The sequence below is a fragment of the Streptomyces graminofaciens genome, from assembly GCF_030294945.1.
GTDB lineage: Bacteria > Actinomycetota > Actinomycetes > Streptomycetales > Streptomycetaceae > Streptomyces > Streptomyces graminofaciens.
In genome coordinates, this window is record NZ_AP018448.1 from 6,398,304 (window position 1) to 6,424,282 (window position 25,979).

The following is a 25,979-nucleotide window of genomic DNA, read 5'->3' on the forward strand; positions in this document are numbered from 1 at the left end:
GCGGTGGGCACGGCCGTCCTGCCCCCTGCGGAAAAGCCTCCAGAAGCCCCCGGAGCGGTAGAGGCCCGACGGCGCGCCCGCTGGTCTGCCGTCTGGCCCTTGGAATGCCGTCCTCGGACGCGTACGGGGCAAGGTGTCAGGCCGGGGTGTCAGAGGGTGTCAGCGTCAGGTGTCAGGCGGGTGTTAGAACGGGTGACACCCGCGTTTGCCTAGGGGGTTGGGTGTCAGGGGGCCGTAACGGCGTCAGGTGTCAGACGACCGTCAGGGCGGGGTGAGGCGTCTCGATGCGATGCTCTGGCGGTACTTCGCCGACATCGCACGCGACGGATGCGGGTGGGCGCCTCGAAGACGCGCGGCCGTAGGCCGCTCCTTCTTGCCCTTCCTCCCCCGGCGCGCCGGCACGCTCATGCCCTTGTCGCTTGTCGTGACAAGACGGGACCGTACTGCAGGGGTAGTCCGGAGCAGGCTCTGACCTGCGAGCCGACAAGCGACAAGACAAGCGACAAGTGGACCAGGCCCGTGGGTTAGCCCGGGCACGGCGAGGGACTACGATCTGGCGATTTCTTGCCGGAGCTGGTGGGTGAAGCGACGCAGGAGGTCTAGCGTCTCTCGGAACTCGGCCCGGCGGTCGTCCCTGCCGTCGGTGGGCCGGGTGCTCCAGACCCGACGCGCGAGAGCATCGGCGAGATCGACGGTGTCGCTGGCACAGAGCAGGTAGAGGGCTGAGCGTGCTTCCTGCATCTGGTTCGCCAACTCGTTGGCTCCGGGACCGTCGTCACTCAGCTGTGTTTCCTTCAGGTAGTCCAGCAGCTGAACTACGGCCGTGTTGAAGCCGATCCCCGCTTTGAGCTTCTGCTCGCGGAGCCACATGCGGTCCTGTCGGCGCGCGGTGAACCACGAACCGAACACCGCCCCTATGAGGCCGATAGCGGCCCCGATGGCCACGGCCAGGATGTTCTCCACGGTCAGCTCCCCCCGACTTACAGCACCGCCAGGCTACAGAGGCCGCCGGAGGCGCCGGACTCGACGATCACCCTCACATGCCAAGCGTTCGGTGATCCGAACGAAGCGGCCTAGTCCCGGAACCTCTCTGGCACCTCCGAGGACGACCAACGACGACAGACAACGACCACCAACGACGGGTCGAACGCAGGTCAGTTGGGGTAACTAGCCCCCTGACCAGGGCCAAAAAACGGGCCCGCCAGACCCAGGGCAAGAAGAAGTAAGCAGAGCCGAACAAGCCCCCTACCTGCGGGTTGTCCGCTGGTAGGGGGCTGTTTGCTGTGGCCTTGCCTTGGCTCGTGCGGCAAGTTCCTCGAAGTAGAGCATTGCCTTGGTCGTGAGGATGCGCTCTTTGTAGCGCTTCACGAGTGCGCTCCTGGCTCGACGGCATAAGGTGCGCGTCGGGCGGAGCGAACGCGGCCTTGCTGCGGCTCAGCTTCAGTTGCTGGACCACGTGAAGCGTGTCCGACTCGAAGTCGGTCGCGTCGACGGCGACGCCGCGGATTTCACCTTGCCGGAGTCCGCAGCCGCCGCCCAGGTCGACCATGGCTTGGTACCGCTCAGGCATGGCGGCCTGGACGGCGAAGACCCGTTCCGGCGTCCGGGGAGCGATGCGCCTGACGTCCACCGCCGGCGGCCGGACCGAGCGAGCAGAGCACGGATTCCGGGGAAGGTGCCCGTCGTCCACGGCCGCACTCAGCGCGGCCCGCACGTTGGAGTAGATCGTCCGGGCGAGTCAACGGCAGAGCTCCATAATGGTGTCATCGAAGTCCGGGAACTCACAGGTCGCCTGCTCAATGACGGCAGTTGCCGACTGCTGCCGGTCGGCCGCGAATCGTTCCGCGACGGCCACCAGTTCGTGGTTGGGGGACGGCGTCCAGTCGGGTTCGTCAGAGATGGCTGCTTCCCAAGGGCCGAAGCCGCCAGCCAGCAGCCACAAGAAGGCACCCAGATCACGCGCCACGACACCGGTCTCGCCCTCGGAACCGAGGAAGACCACAGGCTGATCGACGAGCGGGCAGCTCATGCGGATCAGCCAGAACGCCGCGTATCCACCCGAGCCGTCCTGGCCGAACACGCGGAAGTCGTCGCCGCTCAGCTCCGCGTTGCCAGTCCAGGCCCGGAACCAGTCGGTGGTCTCCTCCGCAGACAGGAAGGCCCGGAAGGGTTCGAAGTCGACCCCCTCACCGTCGTTGTAGTCGAACGGAATCGCCAGCGCGGCGGCGAGGGCAGCAGGGAACTGTCGATCATCTGTATGAATCACGCGGACAGGCTAGCGACCACCAAATGCCTTTGGATGACTGCTGCACAGGGATCGCCCTGGCCGGTCACGTGCTTTGCTCGCCACTCGACCCGGGCGTCAAGCATCAACTGGAACCGAAGTGTTGAATCACCCTAGACCGGACAGCCCCCATCAGGCCGTGTCGGATCCCAGCTGATGCTTGACGTTCTGGTCCCGCCACCCGCCGGTCCCGCCCGAAGCGGAAATCACCATGCTGCCGACTCCGCGACCGTTGGCACTGCGATCACCTGTCCGTGTCGCCGTCACCGCTCCGCCCGGCCTCCGGTTCCCTGGTGAGCCGGGTCGCGAGGTGGTAGGCGACGGTGACGTCCTGGTATTCCTGACCGGGGATGACCGGGTCGGGTAGGTGGATCCGGTCGCTGTGGCTCGTCGACTCTCGCTTCCCGGTGCCGGGGAAGCGAACGACCGTCTGGGGTTCCTGCGTGAAGCGGAGCCGTTCGGCGTGGACCGTCGACCGTAACAAGATGTCCTCCACCGGGCTCCCGGCTCCCGCCCCTCGCCTTCAGGGCGGCTCCTCCGGCTCCCTGGCGGTACGTAGGCGACTGGATCTTGGCGGCAGCTTCCCGTCCTCTCCGCGCGCCCGGCGCGTGCGGGTGCGCGCTTGACTCCGGCGGGCCCGGCCCCGCTCTCCCTCCGCGCCCTTGCGCGCCGCACGCGGCTCGTCCGGCTCGGTCCGATCCGCAGTGGCGTCGGCGGTCTCCGCAGCGTGCGCGACGGAGTCGCCGCCGCCGGCCCGTACCGCGTCACCTGCCGCTTCCGTCACACCCGCAACCGGTTCGGCCACACCCGCAACCGGTTCGGCCACGCTCGTGGCGGTGCCGCCCACCGCCTCGCCGGCACTGCCGACAGTCCGGCTCGCCTCACGGCCGACATCCTCCACCGCGTGCCCGGCACCACCGCCCACGTCCTGAACGGCCCTCCCGGCTCCCTGACCGAGATCCCGCGCCACGGAGCCGACACCCTGCCCCACATCCTGCACGGCAGCCCCGGCGCCCTGCCCCACATCCCGTACGGCAGCCCCAGCGCCCCGGCCCACGTCCTGGACGGCGGTCCCCGCCCCCTGGCCGACCTCCTGGACGGCCCTTCCGGCGCCCGTACCCAGCTCCCCCACGGCGTGACGTGCTCCGACTCCGACATCCTGCACGGCGGACCCGACTCCACGCGCCAGCTCGTGAAGGATCTCCGGGTTGCGGTCGAGCGTGGTGAGCACTCGGTCGATGATCTGTGCGACGTGGTGGAGACGCACCTTGAGCTGGGCCTGTGCCTCGACGCCCGAGATGCCCAGGTGCACGCGGCCGAGCGAGACGTCGGCGCCCACATTCAGTTTGAGCAGATCCAGCACCTCGGCCTGCAGCGAGACATGCGCCCGCAGATCCTCGACGTCCAGGTCGATCTCGTCGACCTTCAGGATCGGAACGTCGAGGAAGACATCAGGGCTCGCACCGGCTGCGTCCTCCTCGTCGTAGTACGCCGGCTCCTCTTCGAACGATGCCGACTCCTCGTCGTAAGCCTCGGGATTGGCGTACTCGTCACTGTGCTCGGCGTCGAGTTCGTCACCGTGTTCGTCACCGTGTTCGTCGTCGTAGTCCTCGACGGAGCCCTCGTCGTTCTCGGCGTTGCCGCGCATCGCCACGCCTCCGCGGTTTCGGCATACATTTCGACCATTTTCATTCATTGTGGTCATTGATGCGCGGTAGGTACCGTCCGCCCAAGCGAGGGCGATGGCCGCCAGGCGTGCTTGGATGGGTTCGTCGGACTCAGCAGAGTTGGGCTGACGCGCAGGTCAGATGGGTTAAAGGACTGGGCTGGCAGGCACGCGGAGCGGCAAACGGGCGCTCCGAACGAGACGTGATGATTTCGCCGGACAGCTGACCGGACAGGACGCGGAGTCCCGGCAGCGCAGGCGCACCACATCGGCAGCGCGGGGAACGTGTGATCACACCCCCGACCTGCGCCCACGGCGCGGATCGGGGGCTTTTTCGCAGGCCCGGGCCAGATGTCATCGTCGCCGCCAAGGTCTCTGGTGCGCTTCTTCGATGCCGGCGATTCCCGGGGGCCGGGGGCGAGATGCCCTCTTCCAACTGCTCCAGGCCCTCCACGAGCCGCCGATGGCGCAGACGGTGAGGAGCAGGGCGAGGAAGGACCAGATCACGATCTTCATTCCGGGGAACGGTATCCGGCCCGCGCTGGCCCTGGGCGGGCGCCTATTGGGCGGACCCGGCCGCCTTTGGGGGTCAGAGGTGCTGGAGGTGTTGGAGGTGTTGGAGCCGCCTGCAATGTAGTGCTGCATGCTCTGCGGCCGGCGTACCACCGCCCCTTGGCCGGTACGGGGGCGTGATGAGCACTGTCACAGTGTCACAAACCTGTTCGAAGACGGCTTCCTCTTGGTGCGAGTCGGCGGAAGCATCGCGCCCATGAGGCACGATCGCCAGGACATTCCGACACACGGGGGGCTTCTCATGACTTACGCAGCTCGTTCACGCCGTACCACCGCCGTACTCGCCGCTCTCTCGATCGGCGTCATGGCACTGACCGCATGCAACGGCGACGCCGAGAAGGACACGGCCGCTCCTAGCGCGGCGGCGAGCCCGTCCGCCAAGGGTAAGGACAAGGGCGCCGACAGACCCGCGACGGCCGACCCGGGTGACGGGGGCAGCAGCAGCGGGGGCTCCTCCGACAGCCACAGCACCTCGCCGTCGACGGAGCCCGGGGCCGACGACGGTCAGGACGGAGGCGTGGGCATGTGCGAGACGACCGACTTGAGCTACAACGTCACCGTCGCCTCCAAGCCCGTCAACCACGCCTTGCTGACCGCGGCCAACAAGGGGAGCGACCCCTGTCTGCTGTCGGCAAACGAGCTGGTCATCACCATTCCGGGGCTCGACGGCGCCGCCGAGCACATGGGACCCGACGGCAAGGACTGGATTCTGGAGGTCGGCGAGACCGCCTATGCCGGGATCATGTTCTCGCGCGCCGACACCGCGGGCGGCAAGAGCGCCGACAAGGTGGAAGTCGCGCTCACCGCTTCCGAGAGCCCCACGACGGTGCCGATCAACGACGGCCCGGTCACGGTCAACGACAGCCAGGTCACCACCTTCTTCGGCACCGCCGAGGACGCGCTCACCTACTGATCGCCCCGCCCTGGGCAGGGCCTGCCGTCCGACACGTGAACAGGACACGTGAACAGGAGGGGTGGGCAGGAAGGGTGGGCAGGAGGGGTGCCGGCTCACAGCAGCGAAGTACGTCGACCCCGCTCACTCCCGGGTCAAGTGGCTGAACGCGTCCAGGTTCCGCGTCGGCTCCCCCCGTGCCACCCGCCACGCGTACTCCTTGCGGATCGCCGTCGCGAAGCCGAGTTCCAGGAGGGTGTTGAACGCGCCGTCCGCCGCTTCCAGGACCTGGCCGAGGAGACCGTCGATGCCCTCGGGGGTGACGGCGGAGAGGGGGAGGCGTGCGGTGACGTAGACATCGCCGAGCTGGTCCACGGCGTAACTCACGCCGTACAGCTTGAGGTTGCGTTCCAGGAGCCAGCGGTGGACGCCCGCCTCGTTCTCGTCGGGGTGGCGGATCACGAAGGCGTTGAGGGAGAGGGAGTGCCTGCCGACGATCAGGGAGACGGTCGTCGAGAGTTTGCGGGTGCCGGGCAGTTTGACGACGTAGTTGCCGGGTGCCGGGCTCTCCCACTCCAGTTCGGCCTCGGTGAGGACCTGCTCGATGATCGACGCTTCGTCAGCCATGGAGGGAAGCGTACCCACCGGTACGGTCGTCAGCCGTGACGGGCGCGGAGGCCGCGGCGGCGGAAGTCGTGGGTAGCCGCCGTGTAGACGTCGGCGGTGGCGGCGGCCGCCGTGTCCCAGCCGAAGGACTCGGCGTGCCGGGCGGCGGCCGCGCCCATGCGGGCGGGCAGCTCGGGGGCGTCGGCGAAATCGCGCAGCACGCGCGCGTAGGCGGCCGGTTCGTGGCCCTGGACCAGGAAGCCCGTCTGTCCGTCCCGCACGGCCACCGGGAGGCCGCCGACCGAGGCCGCCAGCACCGGCGTACCGGCCGCCTGCGCCTCGATGGCGACCAGGCCGAACGACTCGCTGTATGAGGGCATGACCAGGACGGACGCCGCTCGGAACCAGTCCGCCAGCTGTTCCTGGCCGACCGGCGGGCGGAAGCGTACGACGTCTGCGATGCCCAGGCGGGCGGCCAGCTTCTGCAGACCCTCCGGCTTGGCGAGGCCGCTGCCGCTGGGGCCGCCGACGACCGGGACCACGATGCGCGAGCGGAGTTCCGGACGCTCGTCCAGGAGGACGGCCACGGCCCGCAGGAGGACATCGGGGGCCTTCAGGGGCTGGATGCGGCCCGCGAAGAGGGGGATCAGGGCGTCCTGGGGCAGACCCAGGCGGGCCCTGGCCGCCGCGCGGCCGTCGGCGGGGCGGAAGCGGTCCAGGTTCACGCCGGGGTGGACCACGGCGACCTTGGCCCGCTCGGCCTCGTAGTGGCGTACGAGTTCTTCGGCCTCCTCCGCCGTGTTGGCTATGAGGCGGTCGGCGGCGCGGACGATCTGGGTCTCGCCGATGACGCGGGCGGCCGGCTCGGGCGTGTCGCCGTCGGCGAGCGCCGCGTTCTTGACCTTCGCCATGGTGTGCATGGCGTGGACGAGGGGGACGCCCCAGCGTTCGGCGGCGAGCCAGCCGACGTGGCCGGAGAGCCAGTAGTGGGAGTGGACCAGGTCGTAGTGGCCGGGGCGGTGGCCCGCCCACGCCTGCATCACGCCGTGCGTGAAGGCGCACAGCTGGGCCGGGAGGTCCTCCTTGGCGAGGCCTTCGTACGGGCCCGCGTCTACGTGGCGGACGAGGACGCCGGGGGCCAGTTCGACGGCCGGGGGGAGTGCGCCGGTGGTGGCCCGGGTGAAGATCTCGACCTCGATACCGAGGGCGGCGAGGCGCTGCGCCAGTTCCACGATGTATACGTTCATGCCGCCGGCATCGCCCGTGCCGGGCTGGTGGAGCGGAGAGGTGTGTACGGAGAGCATCGCGACCCGGCGGGGTTTCCGGTGCAGCCGCAGCCGCGACGGGGTCGCCGGGGAGCGTCGCCCGAGCCTGCTGACGTAGTGGCTCACGTGGCGTTCCTCCTTGCTCCGGGCATGCCGTTTGCAGGGCGCGAGGCACCCTTCAGAGGAGGAACACCGGAAAACCCACGTCCATTTCCTCCGCGAGCGGCTTTGCGGAATCATTACCCGAACTCGCTCAACTGTTCGGGGGCGAGATGCGTGCGGCCGGGTGCTCGACGGGGCGTGGGGCAGCGCCCCGGAAGACGCCCACGCCAACCCGAGCGCCCGGAAATCCCCGGTCCGCACACTCTCGACATACTCTCGACGCCATGCCACCGCGTCGCCCCATCGGAACCGTCACCCGCGGCACCACCAACCCCAACCGCCTCCGCCGCATGGACCGCTGGATCGCCGAGACCCACGGCGCCGAACTGCGCCGCGCCACCGCCCCCCTCGCGGTCGACCTCGGCTACGGCGCGTCCCCCTGGACCGCGGTCGAGCTGCTGAGGCGACTGCGGGGCGCCGCCCCGCGCACCCGGGTGGTCGGCGTGGAGATCGACCCGGCCAGGGTCGCGGCCGCGAAACCGTACGAGTGCGAGGGGCTGACCTTCCGGCACGGCGGCTTCGAGGTGCCAGTGCCGGGTCGGCCGACCCTCATCCGGGCGGCGAACGTCCTGCGCCAGTACGACGAGGACGAGGTCGCCGCCGTCTGGGAGCGACTGTGCGCCCGCCTGGCACCGGCACCCCCCGCGTCCCCAGCGACCCCGGCGGCCTCGGCGGCCTCGGCGGCCTCGGCGGCCGGCAGCCGGACCGCCGGCGCTCCGAGCGCCGGCGCCTCGACCGGTGGAGCCCCGACCGCCGGTGCCTCGACCGCTGGTGCCCCAACCGCCGGAACCCCCGCCCACAACTCCACCGGCGGCCTCCTGATAGAAGGCACCTGCGACGAGATCGGGCGCCGCCACGTCTGGGTCGCGCTCGGCCCGGAGGGCCCCCGTACGGTCACCTTCGCCACCCGGCTCGGCTCCCTCGACCGCCCCTCCGACCTCGCCGAACGCCTCCCGAAGGCGCTCATCCACCGCAACATCCCGGGCGAACCGGTACACGCGTTCCTCCGCGACTTCGACCGCGCCTGGGCCGCCGCCGCGCCCTACGCCTCCTACGGCGCCCGCCAGCGCTGGATCCGCGCGGTCCGCGATCTGACCGCCGACTGGCCGGTACGGGACCGGGCGGCACGCTGGCGGCAGGGCGAAGTGACGGTGGCGTGGGAGGCGTTGGCTCCTCGGGGGTGAGCGTCGGCGCGCGTTCGGCAACCCGCAGGCCCCTCCCCCGTTATGTTTTCCGCGGTCCTGCAAGGGGACCGCTGGCCTCCGGGCCCGGCATGACTGTTCCCCCCTGTCGAACGGATGACCTGGGGGGTGGTGTCACCGGGTCCGAGAGGCGCCGTTGGAGACGCTGATGAGAGGTCCGACCACCGCCTGGCCTGGCGCAACGCCCGGCCGCTCGCGGGCGGCAGGTCTGCATAACGTGGATGCGCGCACGACGCCAACGCCGAGGCCGGCACCGCACAACCCCGTTCGGGAGGACGGCTTGATGGAGTACGACGAGATAGGCGTCTTCCTGGGCCTGGACGTCGGCAAGAGCCACCACCACGGCCACGGACTCACCCCGGCCGGCAAGAAGGTCTTCGACAAGCAGCTGCCGAACACCGAGCCGAAACTGCGGGACGTCTTCGAGAAACTGAAGACCAAGTTCGGCGCCGTCCTGGTGATCGTGGACCAGCCTGCCTCGATCGGAGCCCTCCCGCTGACGGTGGCCCGCGACACCGGCTGCAAGGTCGCCTACCTGCCCGGCCTGTCGATGCGGCGGATCGCCGACCTCTACCCCGGCGAGGCCAAGACCGACGCCCGCGACGCGGCCGTGATCGCCGACGCGGCCCGCACCATGCCGCACACCCTGCGCTCGCTGGAACTCACCGACGAGATCACCGCCGAGCTCACGGTCCTCGTCGGCTTCGACCAGGACCTGGCGGCCGAGGCCACCCGCACCAGCAACCGCATCCGCGGCCTGCTCACCCAGTTCCACCCGTCCCTGGAACGCGTCCTCGGCCCCCGGCTCGACCACCAGGCCGTCACCTGGCTCCTCGAACGCTACGGATCCCCGGCCGCCCTGCGCAAAGCCGGACGCCGCAGACTCGTCGAGGTGATCCGGCCCAAGGCCCCGCGCATGGCCACACGGCTGATCGACGACGTCTTCGACGCGCTCGACGAACAGACCGTCGTCGTTCCCGGCACCGGCACCCTCGACATCGTCATCCCGTCGCTGGCCCGCTCGCTCGGCGCCGTCCACGAACAACGCCGGGCCACAGAAGCCCAGATCAGCGCCCTGCTGGAGGCCCACCCTCTTTCCAAGGTCCTGACGTCGCTGCCCGGCGTCGGCGTCAGGACCGCCGCCACCCTGCTGGTCACCGTCGGCGACGGCACCGGCTTCCCCACCGCCGCCCACCTCGCCTCCTACGCCGGACTCGCCCCGACCACGAAGTCGTCCGGGACCTCGATCCACGGCGAACACGCACCCCGAGGCGGCAACCGCGTCCTGAAACGCGCGATGTTCCTGTCCGCGTTCGCCGCCCTGCACGACACCGCCTCCCGCACCTACTACGACAAATGCCGGGCCCGAGGAAAAACCCATACCCAGGCACTTCTCCGCCTGGCCCGGCAACGGATCAACGTGCTCTTCGCGATGCTCCGCGACGGCACCTTCTACGAACCCAGAACCCCACGCCTCGCTTGACCAAAGACATAGAGGCACCCCCCCGTTGCCCCCCGTTGACCCCCGGGTGATGCCCGGGCGACCCCCACATGACTCACAGCAAGCACTCGTGACCCACGGGAACAATCATCGTGTGCCACTCGTCACACAGGCGGGGATGTTGTCATGCGAAGAGGCGAGGGAGGGCACGGAAGAGGGCCGGGGGCAAGTGAGTTCTTGCCCACCTCTGTCGCATTGCGCGACGACATGGCACGATCACCCAGGCGCCGCAAGTTACTGACGATTAATCAGTTCTGGACCGGCACATCGACCGGGATGAGGGGGGCAAGGGGTATGGGAGCCGGCAAGCGGAGCCTGACCATGGCAGCCATCGCCGTGGTCTGCGCGATGACCGTGCTGGGCGCACCGGTCACGGCGTACGCGAGCCAGACGAGTCCCACCGACCCGACCCCCTCCCCCACACCGACGCCCAACCCCTCCTCCACGGACGCCTCCTCCGACGACGAGGCCCCCGTGACGAACGAGGAGTTGGAGACCGTACGGAAGAAGCTCGAGGAGCTCTACCACGACGCGGCGGTCGCCACGGACAAGTACAACGCGGCCGAGGAGAAGGCCGAGAAGCAGTCCGCCGAGATCGTCGGCCTGGCCCGGGAGATCGTCGAGGGCCAGGAGAAACTGGACAAGTTGCAGGACCTCATGGGCGCCGCGGCCCGCGCCCAGTACCGCGGCGGCGGCCTCCCGTCCGAGGTGCGGCTGTGGCTGAGCGAGAACCCCCAGGACTTCCTGGAGGGCGCGGACCGGCTGCGCCAGGGCCAGTTGGCGACCAAGGGCCTGCTCAGGGAGATGAAGCAGACCCAGGAGGACCTGGAGCAGTACTCCAAGGACGCCTCCGCGCGCTGGGAGAAGCTGGAAGCCAACCGCAAGGCCAAGGAGAAGGCCAAGAAGAAGATCAAGGACCAGATCGCGGCCGCCGAGGAGATGGAGTCCACGCTCGAGCAGGAGGAGCGGGAGCGGCTGGCGCAGCTGGAGGAGGACGCCGCACAGCAGGCCCAGAACACCTGGCTCGACTCCGGCGTCCTCGACGAGATCGACAGCAAGGCCTCCGCGCAGGGCAAGCAGGCCGTGAAGTTCGCGACGGACCAGATAGGAAAGCCGTACGAGTGGGGCGCCGAGGGCCCCAAGACGTACGACTGCTCCGGCCTGACCAGTCAGGCCTGGCTCGCGGCCGGGGTCGCCATCCCGCGCACCTCCCAGGAACAGTGGAGGCAGCTCAAGCACATCGACGTCGCGGACATGCGCCCCGGCGACCTGATCATCTACAACTCCGACGCCAGCCACGTCGCGATGTACATCGGCGACGGCGCGATAGTCCACGCCCCGCGTCCGGGGCGCACGGTGACCATCGCGGGGGCGGGGTCGATGTCGATCCTCGGAGTCGTGCGGCCGGACGCGTGAGCGCCTGGAGGTATCCCGGGTCGGCACACTCAACTGCGCCCGAATTGCGCGCTTATGCATGCAAGCCGCGTCGGATGCCCACGCTCACCTTGGCCGTGACCCACCCCACGTGACTCTCGCCACCTCCCCCACGGCGCTCAACCCTGGGCCGCGTGACATTCGTCATTCCAGGGGAAGGCCGCGTCATGTCCAAATGCGGTACAGGATGCGGCATATGCCGATGGCCGTTGGCCGCGCGATGGGTCGCCAAGCATTCCGTTGCGGCGGCGCCTGACGCTATGGTCCCCGTCGGTGGGCCAGAGCCTTGTCCCACCGTGCCCTCGGGGGGAGGGAAGGAACCCAAGACGATGCCCGTGCCCGTACCGCGGCAGAGAGCGATCCCGGCCGTGGAGAGTGGTCAGGCACATGCCGTGTCCGCACCCAGCGGCCCGTCCGGAGAGGGGGCGGCGACCCTGAACGCCACGACCGCAGCCCCTGAGGGCGGCTCCGGGCCCCACGGCCCCGCCGGCCACAACAGCTCCACCGGTCCCACCAACCTGACCGTCCTGCTGATCGAGGACGACCCGGCGGGTTCCCTCAGCGTGCCCGAGCTTGTCGACTCCACGGGCAAGCCGATCCGCGTCCGCACCGCCCGCAACCTCACCGAGGCCCAGCGGCTGCTGACCGACGACGTCCACTGCATCCTCCTCGACCTGGCCCTGCCGCCAGCCGGCCGCCCCGCCGACGGACACGCCGGTGGTGGCTCGGTCGGCAGTTCGTCGATGGGCAACAGCACAGGCGCGGCCACCGGCGGCGGTAGCGGCACCAGTACCGGCACGGCCGTACGCGTCGATGCCGAGCTGGCCGTGCTGAAGCACGTCCTGGAACTGGCCCCCCGCCACGCCGTACTCGCGCTCACCGCGTCCGGCGACGCCGAGCGCGGCGCGGAGGCGGTACGGGTCGGCGCACAGGACTACCTCTTCCGCGACGAGCTGGACGGCCGACTGCTGAGCCGTGCGATCCGCTACGCGGTGGAGCGCAAGCGTTCCGACACCGCCGAGCGCCGGCTCACCGAGTCCAAGCTGCGCGCCCAGGAGAACGCCCGCCTGGAGCGCGGCCTGCTGCCCACGCCCCTGCTTGAGGGCTCGTCCCTGCGCTTCGCCGCCCGCTACCGCCCGGGCCGTTCCCGCGCACTGCTCGGCGGCGACTTCTACGACACCGTGCGCACCCCCGACGGCACGGTCCACGTCATGATCGGCGACGTCTGCGGGCACGGCCCCGACGAGGCGGCGCTCGGGGTGGAGCTGCGGATCGCCTGGCGGGCGCTGACGTTCGCGGGCCTGTGCGGCGACGAGCTGCTCTCCACGCTCCAGCGCGTCCTGGAGCACGAGCGCGAGAACGACGAGATCTTCGCGACGCTCTGCACGGTCGACATCGCACCGGACGGCCGCCGCGCGGGCCTCTGCCTGGCCGGCCACCCGGCCCCACTGATAGTCCGCCCCGACCGCCGGGGCCGACCCGGTCATGCCGGCCGTGCCGGCCAGAGCGCCGACGAGATCAGCCTGCCCACGCCGGTCGCCGAACTGCTGCCGTACGACAACAGCGGCCCCGCCCTCGGTCTGCTGCCGAGCGCCCGCTGGCCGCGCACCCAGATAGAGCTGGGCGCGGCCTGGAGCCTGATGCTCTACACGGACGGCCTGATCGAGGGCCGGATCGGCGAGGGCCGGGAGCGCCTGGGCCAGGACGGGATGGTGGAGATGATCCGCCGCCAGCTCTCCGAGGGCCTGCGCGGCGAGGAACTGCTCCGCGCCGCGGTGAACGAGGTCCGCGACCTCAACGGCGGCGAACTGACCGACGACGTGGCGGTACTGCTGCTGGACCGGGACGGCTGAAGCGGCAGCTGGGGCGCACGGCCGTCACCGACCGCCGTCGTACTGCCGGTGGTCACCGACCACCGTCGTACAGTCGGCCGTCACCGACCTCCGTCGTACTGCCGGTCGTTCACCGACCGCCGTTGTACGGCCCGTACGGACCGTCGCTGCTGGAGCCGCGGCGCCCGCCGCGACCGCCGCCACCGGATGCCTGCCTGACCGCGGGCCGCACATCCACGATGTACACGATGCTCGCGATGACACCGAGGATCGGCAGGAACGACACGATCGGGAAGACATAGCTCACGACGAGCGCGATGCCGAGGATGATCAGCCAGAACACCTTGGTCTGCTTGTCCGCCGCCCGGAAGGCGTCCTCGCGCCGGAAGGCGGCGTCGAACAGCCCGAACGCGGCGAGGGCCATCAGGACGATCTTCAGCAGTCCCAAAAAGCCATCGAAGCCCGCCATCAGCATGCCGCCCACACCACCCGTTCCGTTCCGACTCCCATGTGTCCCGCATGTCCTACGCGGCCACCGTACCGGTAGAACGGGCCGGACACCCCAAAGGTGCCCGGCCCATTTGCGTACCACCAGGTACGCCAACTGCTGACTACAGCTATCGACTGCTGACTACCCGCCGCCTACTTGGCCGGCGGCGTGGTCTTCTTGGCGACCGTCGTCCGCTTGGCGGCCGGGGCCTTCTTCGGCGCGGTCTTCGTGTCGGGCTCGGCCTTCGCCTCGGCGGGCTTCGGCTCGTCCTTGACCGCGACGGGCTCGGCCTTCGGCTCGACGGCCACGGCCAGCTCCTCGATCTCCTCGGCGGCCTCGCCACGCCAGGTCTTCACGGCCTGCTCGCCGTGCTCGGCCACCTTCTCGTACGTCTCCCGGGCCTTGACCGCGTACTCGGCGGCGACGCCGACACCGCGCAGGGCGAAGTCCTGGGCGGTCTCACCGAGCTTCTTCAGGTCGGTGTCCAGGGTGCCGATGAACTCGGTGACCTTGGTCTGGATGGTCTCCTGCGTCTCCTTGACCCGGGCGGTCGCCTTCTCCTGGACGGCCTTGGGGTCGGTGTTGCGTACGGCGTCGATCTTGGCCGGGGCCTCCGCGCGCAGCTGCTCGACGAGACCGGGCACCTTCTTGGCCTGCTGGAGGGCGAGGTCGGCCGTACCGGCGGCGAAGTAGAAGGGGGTCGGGTCGGAAACGGCCTTGCGGAGGTCGTCGGTGATGGCCATGGTGCTGGTCCTCCCGGATTGCTTTCGATTGAGGGTTGGGTGGCGCTGAGGGTGTTCGGTGGTGCTGAGCGTGCTGGGGGTGCCGAGGGTCAGGTGTCTCTGCCGTCGCCGGTGCGTATGTCCGTTCGCACGCCGGCATCGGCACCGACACCGGCGCTCACCTCGACATCGACATCGACATCGGCGTCGACATCGGCGACCTCGAACCCGTTCTCCTTACGGAAGGACTCGTAGATCTGGAGCAGCACCTGCTTCTGCCGCTCGTTGAGCGTGGGATCGGCGAGGATGACGGCGCGCGTCTCCACCTCGTCGCGATCCCGCTCGGCGTCGAGGATCCCGGCCCGCACGTACAGCGTCTCGGCGGAGATCCGCAGCGCCTTGGCGACCTGCTGCAACACCTCCGCGCTCGGCTTGCGCAGCCCACGCTCGATCTGGCTCAGATACGGATTGGACACCCCGGCGGCGTCGGCGAGCTGCCTGAGCGACAGTTGCGCACTGCGCCTCTGCTCGCGCAGGTACTCACCGAGATTGCCGACGTTGAGCGATGCCATGCCTCCACCTTGCCCCACCCCCGCTAACTTTTGCAAGCACCCGCTTGCAAAAGTGCGCTACGCCACGTTGGGGGCGCGGCCGTGGCCCCGAGGTGTCCTGTCTCTGCGATGTGTAGGCCCAGTGGGGTCCCGCCAGGCTCACCCCACCAGGAACGCCCGGCCGAGCGGGCGGATGCCTACGGTTGGGCGGGACAGGACACGAGGGAACGGTGCTGGGCATCGCCCGGGACGCGCAAGGCCCGAGCCGCCAGACACTGACCACGAGTCGTACACCACCGACTCAACACCGACTCGACTCCGGCTCGACTCCGGCTCGACACCGGCTCTAAAGGGCTCGACACCGGCTCGTCTCGCCGCCATCAGGGTCTGCGCGCAGCCCGCAAAACGCTTCGCCGCCCGCCTCGGGCAAGCGACAGACTGGCCTCCATGACCTCATCGGATCCCAAGGCCGACCTCCGCTTCTATCTTCGGTCCGCCCGCGACGCCCTGCTCTGGAAGCTCGACGGGCTCTCGGAGTACGACGCGCGCCGTCCGCTGACGCCCACCGGTACCAACCTCCTGGGGCTCGTGAAGCACGCGGCCGGTGTGGAGTTGGGGTATCTCGGCGACACCTTCGGGCGGCCGTCCGGGGAGCCGTTGCCCTGGCTGGAGGACGGGGCCGAGCCCAACGCGGACATGTGGGCCACCGCCGACGAGTCGCGGGAGCGGATCGTGGGCCTCTACCGCCGGGCGTGGGCGCACTCGGACGCCACGATCGAGGCACTGGCGCTGGACACGGTCGGCCGGGTGCCGTGGTGGCCGAGCGGCAAGGACGAGGTGACGTTGCATCATGCCGTGGTCCGGGTGATCGCCGACACGCACCGGCACGCCGGGCACGCCGACATCCTCCGCGAACTCCTGGACGGCTCCGTCGGGATGAACGAGGGCAACGACAGCATGCCGCCGGGCGACCCGGCGTGGTGGGCGGACTATCGAAGCCGGCTGGAGGACGCGGCCAAGGAGGCCGACCGCAGGGCATGACCTCGGGAGTCACGCGGGAGGTCACGCGGGAGGTCACGCGGGAGGTCATGGCCTCGGGTCGAATCACGGAGTTCCTCGCCGTCGGGCTGGTGCTGACGTACGGGCACGCGAAGGCGGCGGACCGGGCGGCCAAGCCACCCACCCGTGCGAGCCCCCCCTGCGCCACCCGCGTCCCCTCCCCAAGTCCCTCACCGCGGCACGTCCCACGCCAAGTCCCACGGCACGTCCCGCCCATGCACCACATCCAGCCGCGACACCGCCCGCGTGAGCACCACATACAACCGGTGCAACCCGCGCGGCTCGGCCGCCACGATCGCCGCCGGTTCCACGGCCACGACGTGGTCGTACTCAAGCCCCTTCGCCACGCTCGCGCCCAGCACCGCGACCCGCGCGCCGAGTTCGTCCGGTCCGGCCGTCGGGATGCCGGCCGCGCCGAGCGCCGCCCGCAGCGGTACGACATCGGCGTCGGCCGCGATGACGCCGATGGACCCCTCGTGCGTGAGCGCGTCACGCACGGCGGCGGTCGCCTCCGCGAGGACGTCGTCGCCCGCCCCCACCGGCCGCATCCTCAACTCGCCGTCCGCCCGCAGGGACCGTGCCGCCGGTACGTCCACCCCCAGCTGCTCCAGGAGCCGGTTCGTGAGCCCCACGATCGCGGCCGGCACCCGGAAGCCGATCGTCAGGGGAATGACGGCGGCGTCCGGTTTGCCCAGGTGGTCGAGGAGGGCGGGCCAGTCGCGGGCCGCCCACGGGGTCGTGCCCTGCGCCAGATCCCCGAGGACCGTCACCGAACCGAAGGCCGCCCGGCGGGCGATCGCGCGGCACTCCATCGGGGAGAGGTCCTGCGCCTCGTCGATGACGACATGGCCATAACCCTGCGGGTGTTCGATGAGCCCGGCGACCTCGTCGAGGAGGACGAGGTCGGCGGCCGACCAGCACGCCGACCGGTACGAACGCGGCGGCCTCGCCCACCCGACCGCCTTCTGTTCGTCCGCGTCGAGGATGCCGTCCGCGGCCTCGGCGAGCGCCTCGGGGTCGCCGAGCAGCCGCGCCACGACTTCCTCCGGCCGGACTCGCGGCCATACGGCGTCGACGTACGCGCCGACCGGTCGGCACCCGGAGATCCGGCGCAGCCAGGCGGCGGAGCGCGGCCCTGCCCGCCGTTCCGCCTGCTGCCGCACCAGGCCCACGGCCCGCGTCCGTACCCGCTCCCGCCCGATGCCGTACGGCGGCTCCTCGGCCCGTACACCCTCCACGATCCGCCGCAGTGCCTCGGCCGGTACCCGCCAGCGGTACGAACCGTCCGCCACGACGAGGGCGTCCGGGAAGTCGGCCGTGATGTTGCCGTACAGGGCCCGGCGGAGCACCTCCGCCATACGGGGGTCGTGCTTGACGGCGGCGGCCCGCTCGTCGTCCTCCGCGGTGACCGGCTGCCGGGCGATCTCGTCCATGACCGTCGACTGCCGTACGCCGGTCTCGCCGAGCGCGGGGAGGACCTCGGCGATGTACGAGAGGAAGGTGCGGTTGGGGCCGAGGATCAGCAGACCGCCGCGGCGGATGCGCTGCGGGTGGGTGTAGAGCAGGTACGCGGCGCGATGCAGGCCGACGGCTGTCTTGCCGGTGCCCGGGGCGCCCTGGACGCAGACGGAGGCGGCCAGCTCCGCGCGGACGAGGTCGTCCTGCTCGGGCTGGATGGTGGCGGCGATGTCCCGCATGGGGCCGAGGCGGGGGCGCTCGATCTCGGCGGTGAGGATCGAGCCGGGCTGCCCGGGCTGCCCGCGCTCGCCGAGAGGTCCGGGCTCGCCGAGAGGTCCGGTCCCGCCGAGAGGTCCGGTCCCGCCAAGAGGTCCGGTCCCGCCAAGAGGCCCGGTCCCGTCAAGAGGTCCGGTCCCGTCAAGGGGGCCGCCCAGATGCTCGTCCTCCAACCCTGTCAGGTCGGCGGAGTCCCCCCGGCTCCCCGGCGCCCAGCCGAAGCGGCGGCGGACGGCCACGCCCTGGGGATCGCGGGCGCTCGCCTGGTAGAAGGCACGGGACACCGGGGCCCGCCAGTCCACGACGAGGGGCGGCGCGGACGGCTCCTCGGTGATCCGCAGCCGGCCGAGGTGATAGCTCTGCCCGCCGTGGTCCCGGCCCGCATCCGCCCCGAAGTCGAGGCGGCCGAAGAACAACGGCCCCTCCGGCAACTCGCGCATCTCCTTGGCGCGGCTGCGCAGCTGGTACCCGAGCACCTCGGCGTCGGCACCGGACGCGGAGACGTCCTCCCCGACGACCACCTGCTCCTGCGCCCCCTCCACCATGGCGGCGAGGGCGGCCCGGCAGCTGTCGTGATGGGCGCGCTCGTGGGCGAGGGTGAGACGGAGATCGGCGGCGAGGTCGGCGTCAGAGGGTGTCATTCCGCCAAGCGTAACGAAATAACGTAACCGAGTTAAGTTTTTTACCAAGCCTCACACTTGTCGAGCCGCCCCCTCACCGCGACCGGGCGGAACAACCCCCTCCAACCCCCCGAACACCCTCCTGGCTGCGGCAACGGCATCCCCGTACACGTCCTCCACCCGCTCCCCCGCCTCAACCCGCCGCCAGTTCTCCTCCGCCAGCACCCGCCGTACGGCGATGAGCTGACCCGCGGCGATCCGCGCGTCCAGGTCGCCGCCGAGCACCTCGGCGAGGGCGGCCTCGGAGCGCTCCAGGAAGCCGTACAGGCGCGCGACCAAGGACGGCGTCCCGTAGAGCAGCCCGTGGAAGGCGAGTACGCCAGGGTCGTCGTTCAGCCCGGTGATCGGGTCCCGGCGCGCCAGCCCGTCCAGGAAGTGGTCACGCAGCGCCCCCACGACCGACTCCCCCGCCGCCCGCCCCGCGACGACCCGCGCCGCCTCCGTCTCGTGATCGGCGATCCCGTGCAGCACGAGGTCCTCCTTCGCCGGGAAGTAGCGGAAGAGGGTCGGCTTGGAGATCTCGGCGGCGGCGGCGATCTCGGCGACGGAAACGGCGTCGAACCCCTTCTCGAGGAACAGTCGGATCGCGATCTCCGACACCGTCTCGTACGTCCGCCGCTTCTTGCGCTCACGCAGGCCGCTCTCACTCATGAGCCGAGCCTACGCAGCACGCGGCACGCGGCACGCGGCACGAGGCACGAGGCACGAGGCACGAGGCACGAGGCACGAGGCACAGGAGGTGATACAGAACGCGCTCTCGCGACGCGCATCACCGACCGACCGGCACCCCGGCCTCCCCCGCGCCGCCCCGCTCCCCCTGCGGCAGCGCCAGAGCCAGATACGGGTTCTCCGTGGAACGGACCGGCAGGCCGAGCGAGGCCGTGGCGGCCGCCAGCGTCATCGCGTACGAGTCCACCGCCCGGCGCACATTGGGCGCGTCGAGACTCGCCCCGGTCACCAGCCGGTCCAGGTCGATGTACGCCGAGCGGACGATCTCGATCCTGCGGTAGACGAGCCAGTCGCGTTCCCAGTCCTTGGTGCGCGTGGAGGGCAGGCCGCTCACCCAGCGGCGGAACATCCGGTCGCGGATCTCCGGCCGGGTGGGCGTGAGGTGCATGTGCCGAACGAGGTCGTACAGCGGGTCGCCGATCATCGCCATCTCCCAGTCGATGACGGTGAGGGCGAACCGGTCGTCACGGCGTACGAGGTTCCAGGGGTTCAGGTCGCCGTGCAGCAGGGACGAACGTCTCCTCGTCATCCGGTGTCTGCCCAGGATCTGCCGGAGGCGGTCGGCGTCGGGCAGGCCCAGCACCCGCGCCAACTGCTGGGACTCCTTGGGCAACTCCGCGACCAGCAGGGCCAGTTGCTCCACCAGCCACGGGTAGAAGTCCAGCTCGCCCATGACCGCCGGATCCAGCTCGGCGTAGTCGACCTCGGTCAGGGCGCAGAGCTGGTCCACCAGCCCGTCCGCCTCGTGTGGCCGCAGGCCGTTCACGGGATGGCTCGGCGGCCGGTCGTCGTCGGCCGCGCCTACATAGGTGTGCACGGCGAACGGGTCCTGGTGGTAGCTCTCCCCCAAGGCCAGCACCTTCGGTACGGCCACCTGCGCGCCGGACAGCTCGATGGCCCGCAGCACGGCGTGCTCGCTGAGGAAACTGGGCTCGCGGCGGCAGACGGACGTCGCCCTGCGGCGCACCACGACGGGAAAGTCGATGCCGGGCACCCGTACGACGGAGTTGAGGTGCGCCGTGCCCTTGAAGACCCGGCCGGCGGGGGCGGCGCCCTCCGCGATCAGGGCCGCGAGCACCGCCGGATGGGGGAAGTCCGGGTGCTCGACGAGCCGCTTGTCCGGCCGCCACCCGACGACGAGCCGCCCCCCGGAGTGACGCCCGCGCCAGGACGCCTGCCAGCGGTACAGGACCCGCTCGACCTCGGCCGTGTCCGGGACGGCCGCCAGCCCGAGCGGTTCCCGAGCCGCTTCCAGCGCGGCGCGTACGGCGGCCGTCGCCTCGTCGAGGCTGTTGCGGTCGCGCGAGCTCTCCAGGGACCGCGCGGCACGCATCACATCGGGGAACACCGACTGGGCCCGCTCGAAGGCGACGTAGTGCCGCAGGTCCTTGCCCAGGCCGTTGACCGCCGCGGGCCTGATCGTCTGCATGGCCTGCGCCCAGGCGTGCATCACGTCGTCCCACTGCCGCTGCGGATAGCGCATCCGGACCAGATGGGTGGCCAGATCGTGCAGCGGGTCGCCGTAGGTCGCCAGCTCCCAGTCGACGCAGATCAGGGGGGGTTGCCCGAGATAGCTGACGATCACGTTGTCCCGGTGGAGGTCCGCGTGCAGCAGGCCGTACGGCCGACGGGCCATGGCCGGCACCCGTGCGGCGAGGCGGGCCAGCGCGTCCTCGGGGATCCCCAGGGCGGCGAACAGTCCACCGTAGGCGGCCCAGTTGGGCTGACGGATCTGACGTTCGGCCAACTCGGCCAGTGTCCGCAGAAAGCCCCGGCTGTCCTTGTCGTCACGCGGCCAGCTCGCCGGCAACGGCGGCAGCGCCTCCTTGCGCACCTGCGACATCCGGGCCAGCAGCCCGGTGAGCGCCTTGATCACCGAGTCGGCCACGGGTTGCCCGGGAGGGCACACGCTGGAGAGCGGCACCCCTTCCGCATAACTGTGGATGGCGAAATCCGGACGGGAGACCAGGCATTCCGGCACATGCGGCAGAGTCCCCCGCAGGGCCTTCAGAATCTCCGCCTCGTCGTTCCAGGTCCTGATGACGACCGGCAGGGCCTCGGCGCGCCGGATCCGCACGATCACGGAAGTCCCCGCGGCACGGCCGACGTGATCCGCCACCGAGGCCGACAGGGGCAGTACGTAGTTCCGGTTGTGATGTCCGGCGCCCGCCACACCGCTCTCCGTGGCCCTGAGCACGAACTCCTTGAGAGGGTCGTCGGGCCCGGCACTGCGGAGACGTTCCCCGAGCGGAGGACGGGGAACAGGAGGTGCACCCAACTGGTCGCTCCTGGGGCTTGCGCGAGGCATGGGAAAAGAGAGGCAAACGGTAACGCGCGGCGCCCTGAATTGTGGCGGGTTCGCCTTCATACGCAAGAACCGGAAGTGATTACTCCGTAGTCGGTCCGGGAATGCTACAGGATTACCGTGCCCCGGCAAGTCACTGGCATATTCAATTGGCAACCCCGAGCGGGCCGTATTGCGGGAGGACTTCGATCACCCTCGCCAGGGAGTTCACGATGTGCCCGGGCCGCACCCGCGCCTTCATCAACTCCTCGCGTTTCTTCTCATTGCGCGCATATCCCAAAAAGGAGATACCGGCCTTCTCCGCCGCCTCGAAGTCCGTCGGCGCGTCACCGATCATCAGGGTGCACGTCGGGTCGGCGCCCATCGCGTTGAGCGCCTGGCGGAGGGTGTGCGGGTTCGGCTTCATCAGGTCGAGGTCCTGGGTGCGGCCGTAGATGTACGGAAAGCAGCCGGTGAGGCCGCGCGACTCTATGTAACGGGCTGCGGCGAGCGGGGAGTTGTTCGTGGTGAGGGCGAACCTGGCCAGGGTCGACCAGGTCCTGATGAGCGGATCGGCGTACGCGGTCGGATAAGCCGTGGGCACCGCGTTCAGCTCATGCCTGGTGAGACGTTTCTCCATCTCCAGGGCCAGATCGCTCCCCGGATGCCGCCGATGGACGGCGAGCAACTGGACATGCGGGTCGACAGCGGCCCGCTGCTCGTCGGTGAGTACGCCGTTCAGCCCCCGCGCCTCGATCAGCTCGACCAGTTCTCGCGCCGCCGTCCGCGCCGGCAGCCCCGCGAACAACCGGCAGATCGGCCCGTCCAAGTCCCAGAGCACGAAGCGAACAGGGGTGATCAGTTCTCGCAGGGTTTCTGTCTCTACTGTCACCCGTTCAGTCTGCGCCGTATCAGTAGTCACTAGGAGAGTGTCAGGTCCGTCGTGATGGTTTCCCAGAGGGCGTCGAACCACTGCTGCGACTGTTCGACGAAGGCGGCGTCGCGGCGACCGGACTGCTTCTCGAAGGAGAACAGCAGCGACTTGGAGCCGAAGGCGTCGTACATCTCCAGCGGACCCCCCTCCATCTGCTCCTCGCGCTTCATGAGCATGTAGTAGGCGATCAGGGCCTCGGTGCCGTTGAGGAGGTACAGCTTCACCGGCGGGGTGAAGGGGAGGGCGCGGAAGGTCACGCGCACGTCCAGGCCGTGGGAGGTGTGCAGGGACTGGAGGTTGTGGCGCAGCACACGGATCTGGGCGTTGCGCTGGTCCAGCCACCTCTTGTGGACGGGGTCCTCGTCCTCGCCGCGCGCCTCTCCCCGGCCCTCGACCGGTACCGGGAAGGCCAGGTTGATCTTCCGGGAGGGCAGCAGGATACGGACGTCGATCGACTCGGGGCGGATCGTTCCCTCGTGGATGAGGCGTACGGGTTCGCCGAGGGCCAGCATCAGGGTCTCGGCGGTGAGACAGGCCGCGTCCACCTTCACATGCGGGGCGGCGAAGGCATCGGCCAGGCGGGGGGCGAGGCCCACCATGGTCGGCTGGGGCTCATGGGAGGGGGTGCGCGTGGCCTCCGCGACCCTCGGCGGGCTGCCCTTGGTGACGTTGCTCAGCCGGCCCTCGTCCGCCAGCACGCTCAGGGCCTGGCGGACCGTGCCCCGCTCCACGCCGAACTCCCGGGCCAGCTCGGCCTGGGTGGGCAGGCGTTCGCCGGCTCTCAGGTCGCCGCTGCGGATGCGGGCCCGCAGGGTGTCGGCGATCTCCTGGGCCGAGAGCCTTCTGTCGCCGTTCACTGCAACGTTCTCCTGGGTCACGACCAAACGCTACAACTTTGGCCCATCTTTGTGGAGTTGTCCGGAAGTTGTTTATTAACACCGACCAAGTGGGCACAACTTAGTCAGAGTTGGCAACCAACTTGATTGAGTTGGTGGAAGTTTTGCCTCCTCTCGCGGACCGTTGGCAAGTAACACCATCCTGCACCTGGCACACCCGGCAGGAGCACAGCCCGAAGGAGGTACCACCATGCCCGCCCTCGCTCTCCTCACCGCCATCGCAGTCGTCGCTTTTCAGCAGCTCGTCGAGTGGCGGTTCGGCACGATGGGAATCGTCGGCCTGCTGTTCCTCACGGTCGGGCAGAAGGCGAAGAACCACACATGCAGCTCGATCGGCGCGGTCGTCCTCGCGCTGATGTTCGCGGGACCGGCACTCTGACCACATCGCCTCGGCGCGTCAGCTCGTGAGCAGCAGGTCCGAGCTGATGGTCCCCCACAGGGCGTTGAACCACAGCTGGGACTGCTCCACGAAAGTCGTGTCCCGCGGCCCCTGGCCCTGCCCCTGGGCGAAGGCGAACAGCATGGACTGGGTGCCCTCGGCGTCGTAGAACTCCAGCTGTTCGCTGTCGACCTCCGTCTCCTTGCGGGTCACGGTGTAGTACGCGAACAGCGCCTCCGAGCCGTTGAGCAGATACAGCTTCACCGGCGGGGTGAACGGCAGGGCGCGGAACGACACATGGACGTCGATGCCGTGCGTGGTCCGTAACGCCAGCAGGTGGTTCTGCAGCACCTGGCCCTGCGCGTTGCGCTGGGCGAGCCAGCGGCGGCGCAGGCGGTCGTCGGCCGGCGCGGCCACCAGGGACGGGAAGGCGAGCGGGATGTCACGGCTGGGCAGCAGGACCCGGACATCGACCCTGGCCGGTTTTATGCGCCCCGCGTGAATCTCGCGCAACGGCTCACCCACGGCGAGCGTGAGGGACACCGCCGTCAGGCACAGCGCGTCGATCTCCACGTGCGGGGCCGCGAAGGCCGCCGCGATCCGCGGTGTCAGCTCCACCGTCGTCGGCCGCGGCACGGCTCCCGGCCCGGAAACCGGAACGCCGCTCAGAGGTGGGGCGACGGTCGCGGGGCTGCCCTTGGAAACGTTGGTCAGCAGGTGCTCCGACTGCAGGATGCGCAGGGCCTGGCGTACGGCGCCCCGCTCCACCCCGAACTCGTCGGCCAACCGGGCCTGGGTGGGCATGCGCTGACCCGGCCGCAGCTCGCCGGACCTGATCCGGCCGCGCAGCACATCGGCCACCTCACGGTGTGACGTCCGGGGCCTTCGGGGCAGCTGTGCCGACTTCCGCCCGTCGACGGCCGTGCTTTCCCGCTCCACGCACAAACACTACAACTTCGCGCCATCTTTGGGCAGTTCCAGGAAAGGTGGTTATGAGACGACTCCAAGTGGCTATAACTAAGGTGACTTGGTTGCCAACTTTCACAACATGGTCAAACTTACCCATGGTTGGTGACTCTGGCATAGGCACAACCGGCCGCTCGATCTCCCTTCCGGAGGGGAGCCGGGAGCTCGACCGGCCCGTATCGGCACACCGCACCACCGCACAGCCACAACTGAATGGTTCAGCCACAACCGAATGCGCAGCCACAACTTCATAGCCACACACAACTTCACAGCTACGGATACTCAACAGCAGGGCGCCGACCACGACAGGCGGCGCCCTTTCGCTGTGCGCCGGTCACCTCACATCAGCAGGTCGGCCACCTGGGCCTCGCCCTCGCGGTATCTGCGGGCGATCTCGGCGCTGCAGTCGTCCGCCGTGCGCTGCAGACGCTGGCGGCGGCCGGAGACCTGCTGTTCGTAGCGGACGAGACGCGCGAGCCCGGCGCCCAGCTCCTCGTCCGTACGGGCCTGGAGGTCGGACAGCTCGACCTCGGAGAGCATCTCGGCGGCCAGCAGGCGGTACTCCTCGCCGTGCGGGGTGCCCACGGTGACATGGCGGGCCGAGGAGCGCTGCCGGGCCGGAGCGTCCGTGAGGATCGCCGAGAGCCGGTCGACGAAAGCCGACGCCTCCCCCGAGCCGGAGCCCACTCCCGATCCCGATCCCATTCCCATTCCCGAACCCGAACCCGAACCCGATCCCGGGGATTCGGCCCCGCCCCCTCTCCTCACCAGCTCCGCCCGCAGGATGTCGATCCGCCCCTGGAGCAGCCGTCGTACGTAACTGAGGTCCGCCTCGTCGCGCTGGGCGTCCCGGCGCAGTGTGCGCAGTTCGGGCAGCCGCAGCCGTGTGAGGTCGTGCTCGGGTCGGTCCTGCGGCGGCAGCGGGACGCTGTCCGTGCGCTGGACCGGCGCCCGGCACGCACCACTCCCGATGCCCGTTCCCGCTGTTTCCGCCGTACCCGCCATGCTCGATGTGCTCATGCGCCTCAACCGTCCCCTCGACCGGCGTGTGTGAGCATGGTGCCACTCCGAGTGGCCGCTATGTGACCGACTACCCCCGATCCACCCCAGATGGTCGGTAATGGATCAATGAGAAAGA

The 25,979-nt window shown here is 69.9% G+C and carries 23 protein-coding genes and 1 pseudogene; 7 read left to right on the plus strand and 17 right to left on the minus strand.

Going from position 1 to position 25,979, the window contains the following annotated elements:
* Positions 1-546 precede the first annotated feature (546 nt).
* From SGFS_RS27510 to SGFS_RS27530, 5 genes and pseudogenes are all read right to left on the minus strand, one after another.
* Positions 547-963 carry a hypothetical protein gene (locus tag SGFS_RS27510; RefSeq protein ID WP_286254235.1) on the minus strand — a complete coding sequence of 139 codons (417 nt, stop codon included), beginning with the start codon at positions 961-963 and terminating at the stop codon, positions 547-549.
* 442 nt (positions 964-1,405) lie between these two features.
* Positions 1,406-1,735 (minus strand): annotated as a pseudogene (locus SGFS_RS27515) (site-specific integrase); the annotation flags it as partial.
* Positions 1,736-1,738: 3 nt separating this feature from the next.
* The gene (locus SGFS_RS27520; RefSeq protein ID WP_286254236.1) at positions 1,739-2,266 is read right to left on the minus strand and encodes an SMI1/KNR4 family protein; all 528 of its coding nucleotides are present in this window, start codon (positions 2,264-2,266) and stop codon (positions 1,739-1,741) included.
* A 262-nt stretch (positions 2,267-2,528) separates the two neighbouring features.
* Positions 2,529-2,780, minus strand: coding sequence for a hypothetical protein (locus tag SGFS_RS27525; RefSeq protein WP_286254237.1), 252 nt, complete (start codon positions 2,778-2,780; stop codon positions 2,529-2,531).
* 27 nt (positions 2,781-2,807) lie between these two features.
* Entirely contained in the window at positions 2,808-3,932 is a 1,125-nt protein-coding gene (locus SGFS_RS27530) for a collagen-like triple helix repeat-containing protein (protein WP_286254239.1), read from the minus strand.
* Positions 3,933-4,764: 832 nt separating this feature from the next.
* On the opposite strand from SGFS_RS27530, the gene SGFS_RS27535 reads away from it, so the two are divergent.
* On the plus strand, positions 4,765-5,436 hold the full coding sequence (locus SGFS_RS27535; protein ID WP_286254240.1) for a DUF4232 domain-containing protein: 672 nt from the start codon (positions 4,765-4,767) through the stop codon (positions 5,434-5,436).
* 123 nt (positions 5,437-5,559) lie between these two features.
* Here SGFS_RS27535 and SGFS_RS27540 read toward each other — a convergent pair whose 3' ends face one another.
* Together SGFS_RS27540 and mshA are read right to left on the minus strand one after the other, a co-directional pair.
* Positions 5,560-6,042: a type III secretion system chaperone family protein gene (locus SGFS_RS27540; protein ID WP_286254241.1), complete on the minus strand. Its 483-nt coding sequence runs from the start codon at positions 6,040-6,042 to the stop codon at positions 5,560-5,562.
* 29 nt (positions 6,043-6,071) lie between these two features.
* Positions 6,072-7,412 (minus strand): D-inositol-3-phosphate glycosyltransferase, encoded by a 1,341-nt coding sequence (mshA, locus tag SGFS_RS27545; RefSeq protein WP_286254243.1) that lies wholly within the window; start codon positions 7,410-7,412, stop codon positions 6,072-6,074.
* A gap of 260 nt (positions 7,413-7,672) precedes the next feature.
* Between mshA and SGFS_RS27550 the strand changes: the two genes are divergently transcribed.
* The 4 genes from SGFS_RS27550 to SGFS_RS27565 all read left to right on the plus strand — a co-directional run bounded on the left by SGFS_RS27550 (position 7,673) and on the right by SGFS_RS27565 (position 13,438).
* On the plus strand, positions 7,673-8,632 hold the full coding sequence (locus SGFS_RS27550; protein WP_286254246.1) for a class I SAM-dependent methyltransferase: 960 nt from the start codon (positions 7,673-7,675) through the stop codon (positions 8,630-8,632).
* A 301-nt stretch (positions 8,633-8,933) separates the two neighbouring features.
* The gene (locus SGFS_RS27555) at positions 8,934-10,133 is read left to right on the plus strand and encodes an IS110 family RNA-guided transposase (protein WP_020133560.1); all 1,200 of its coding nucleotides are present in this window, start codon (positions 8,934-8,936) and stop codon (positions 10,131-10,133) included.
* 312 nt (positions 10,134-10,445) lie between these two features.
* Positions 10,446-11,567: a C40 family peptidase gene (locus SGFS_RS27560; RefSeq protein ID WP_286254249.1), complete on the plus strand. Its 1,122-nt coding sequence runs from the start codon at positions 10,446-10,448 to the stop codon at positions 11,565-11,567.
* 347 nt (positions 11,568-11,914) lie between these two features.
* Entirely contained in the window at positions 11,915-13,438 is a 1,524-nt protein-coding gene (locus SGFS_RS27565; protein WP_286254251.1) for a PP2C family protein-serine/threonine phosphatase, read from the plus strand.
* A 109-nt stretch (positions 13,439-13,547) separates the two neighbouring features.
* Here SGFS_RS27565 and SGFS_RS27570 read toward each other — a convergent pair whose 3' ends face one another.
* The 3 genes from SGFS_RS27570 to SGFS_RS27580 form a co-directional block, all read right to left on the minus strand.
* Complete coding sequence (locus tag SGFS_RS27570; protein ID WP_286260087.1) at positions 13,548-13,892, minus strand: DUF2516 family protein; 345 nt, start codon at positions 13,890-13,892, stop codon at positions 13,548-13,550.
* Between the two features lie 167 nt (positions 13,893-14,059).
* The gene (locus SGFS_RS27575; RefSeq protein ID WP_286254252.1) at positions 14,060-14,650 is read right to left on the minus strand and encodes a hypothetical protein; all 591 of its coding nucleotides are present in this window, start codon (positions 14,648-14,650) and stop codon (positions 14,060-14,062) included.
* A gap of 89 nt (positions 14,651-14,739) precedes the next feature.
* Positions 14,740-15,201 (minus strand): helix-turn-helix domain-containing protein, encoded by a 462-nt coding sequence (locus SGFS_RS27580; protein ID WP_286254254.1) that lies wholly within the window; start codon positions 15,199-15,201, stop codon positions 14,740-14,742.
* A 426-nt stretch (positions 15,202-15,627) separates the two neighbouring features.
* Here SGFS_RS27580 and SGFS_RS27585 point away from each other — a divergent pair, with 426 nt between their 5' ends.
* On the plus strand, positions 15,628-16,221 hold the full coding sequence (locus SGFS_RS27585; protein WP_286254256.1) for a DinB family protein: 594 nt from the start codon (positions 15,628-15,630) through the stop codon (positions 16,219-16,221).
* Between the two features lie 188 nt (positions 16,222-16,409).
* On the opposite strand, the gene SGFS_RS27590 is transcribed toward SGFS_RS27585, so the two are convergent.
* The 5 genes from SGFS_RS27590 to SGFS_RS27610 form a co-directional block, all read right to left on the minus strand.
* The gene (locus SGFS_RS27590; RefSeq protein ID WP_286254258.1) at positions 16,410-18,614 is read right to left on the minus strand and encodes a HelD family protein; all 2,205 of its coding nucleotides are present in this window, start codon (positions 18,612-18,614) and stop codon (positions 16,410-16,412) included.
* Positions 18,615-18,665: 51 nt separating this feature from the next.
* Complete coding sequence (locus tag SGFS_RS27595; protein WP_286254259.1) at positions 18,666-19,304, minus strand: TetR/AcrR family transcriptional regulator; 639 nt, start codon at positions 19,302-19,304, stop codon at positions 18,666-18,668.
* Between the two features lie 118 nt (positions 19,305-19,422).
* A complete protein-coding gene (locus SGFS_RS27600; RefSeq protein ID WP_434028079.1) occupies positions 19,423-21,690 on the minus strand; it encodes a phosphotransferase in 2,268 nt (755 codons plus the stop codon).
* A gap of 142 nt (positions 21,691-21,832) precedes the next feature.
* The gene (locus tag SGFS_RS27605) at positions 21,833-22,558 is read right to left on the minus strand and encodes an HAD family hydrolase (RefSeq protein WP_286254261.1); all 726 of its coding nucleotides are present in this window, start codon (positions 22,556-22,558) and stop codon (positions 21,833-21,835) included.
* Positions 22,559-22,587: 29 nt separating this feature from the next.
* Positions 22,588-23,484 carry a GntR family transcriptional regulator gene (locus tag SGFS_RS27610; protein ID WP_286254263.1) on the minus strand — a complete coding sequence of 299 codons (897 nt, stop codon included), beginning with the start codon at positions 23,482-23,484 and terminating at the stop codon, positions 22,588-22,590.
* 202 nt (positions 23,485-23,686) lie between these two features.
* Between SGFS_RS27610 and SGFS_RS27615 the strand changes: the two genes are divergently transcribed.
* Positions 23,687-23,875 (plus strand): hypothetical protein, encoded by a 189-nt coding sequence (locus SGFS_RS27615; RefSeq protein ID WP_286254265.1) that lies wholly within the window; start codon positions 23,687-23,689, stop codon positions 23,873-23,875.
* Positions 23,876-23,893: 18 nt separating this feature from the next.
* Here SGFS_RS27615 and SGFS_RS27620 read toward each other — a convergent pair whose 3' ends face one another.
* Together SGFS_RS27620 and SGFS_RS27625 are read right to left on the minus strand one after the other, a co-directional pair.
* A complete protein-coding gene (locus tag SGFS_RS27620) occupies positions 23,894-24,820 on the minus strand; it encodes a FadR/GntR family transcriptional regulator (protein WP_286254267.1) in 927 nt (308 codons plus the stop codon).
* A 360-nt stretch (positions 24,821-25,180) separates the two neighbouring features.
* Entirely contained in the window at positions 25,181-25,861 is a 681-nt protein-coding gene (locus SGFS_RS27625) for an RsiG family protein (RefSeq protein WP_286254268.1), read from the minus strand.
* Positions 25,862-25,979: the final 118 nt, after the last annotated feature.

Bases quoted from the DNA above. Each gene is read 5' to 3' on its own strand.
- SGFS_RS27530 (WP_286254239.1), bottom strand. From the start codon at position 3,932: ATGCGCGGCAACGCCGAGAACGACGAGGGCTCCGTCGAGGACTACGAC.
- SGFS_RS27535 (WP_286254240.1), top strand. From the start codon at position 4,765: ATGACTTACGCAGCTCGTTCACGCCGTACCACCGCCGTACTCGCCGCT.
- SGFS_RS27540 (WP_286254241.1), bottom strand. From the start codon at position 6,042: ATGGCTGACGAAGCGTCGATCATCGAGCAGGTCCTCACCGAGGCCGAA.
- SGFS_RS27550 (WP_286254246.1), top strand. From the start codon at position 7,673: ATGCCACCGCGTCGCCCCATCGGAACCGTCACCCGCGGCACCACCAAC.
- SGFS_RS27555 (WP_020133560.1), top strand. From the start codon at position 8,934: ATGGAGTACGACGAGATAGGCGTCTTCCTGGGCCTGGACGTCGGCAAG.
- SGFS_RS27560 (WP_286254249.1), top strand. From the start codon at position 10,446: ATGGGAGCCGGCAAGCGGAGCCTGACCATGGCAGCCATCGCCGTGGTC.
- SGFS_RS27565 (WP_286254251.1), top strand. From the start codon at position 11,915: ATGCCCGTGCCCGTACCGCGGCAGAGAGCGATCCCGGCCGTGGAGAGT.
- SGFS_RS27570 (WP_286260087.1), bottom strand. From the start codon at position 13,892: ATGCTGATGGCGGGCTTCGATGGCTTTTTGGGACTGCTGAAGATCGTC.
- SGFS_RS27575 (WP_286254252.1), bottom strand. From the start codon at position 14,650: ATGGCCATCACCGACGACCTCCGCAAGGCCGTTTCCGACCCGACCCCC.
- SGFS_RS27580 (WP_286254254.1), bottom strand. From the start codon at position 15,201: ATGGCATCGCTCAACGTCGGCAATCTCGGTGAGTACCTGCGCGAGCAG.
- SGFS_RS27585 (WP_286254256.1), top strand. From the start codon at position 15,628: ATGACCTCATCGGATCCCAAGGCCGACCTCCGCTTCTATCTTCGGTCC.
- SGFS_RS27590 (WP_286254258.1), bottom strand. From the start codon at position 18,614: ATGACACCCTCTGACGCCGACCTCGCCGCCGATCTCCGTCTCACCCTC.
- SGFS_RS27595 (WP_286254259.1), bottom strand. From the start codon at position 19,304: ATGAGTGAGAGCGGCCTGCGTGAGCGCAAGAAGCGGCGGACGTACGAG.
- SGFS_RS27600 (WP_434028079.1), bottom strand. From the start codon at position 21,690: ATGCCTCGCGCAAGCCCCAGGAGCGACCAGTTGGGTGCACCTCCTGTT.
- SGFS_RS27615 (WP_286254265.1), top strand. From the start codon at position 23,687: ATGCCCGCCCTCGCTCTCCTCACCGCCATCGCAGTCGTCGCTTTTCAG.
- SGFS_RS27625 (WP_286254268.1), bottom strand. From the start codon at position 25,861: ATGAGCACATCGAGCATGGCGGGTACGGCGGAAACAGCGGGAACGGGC.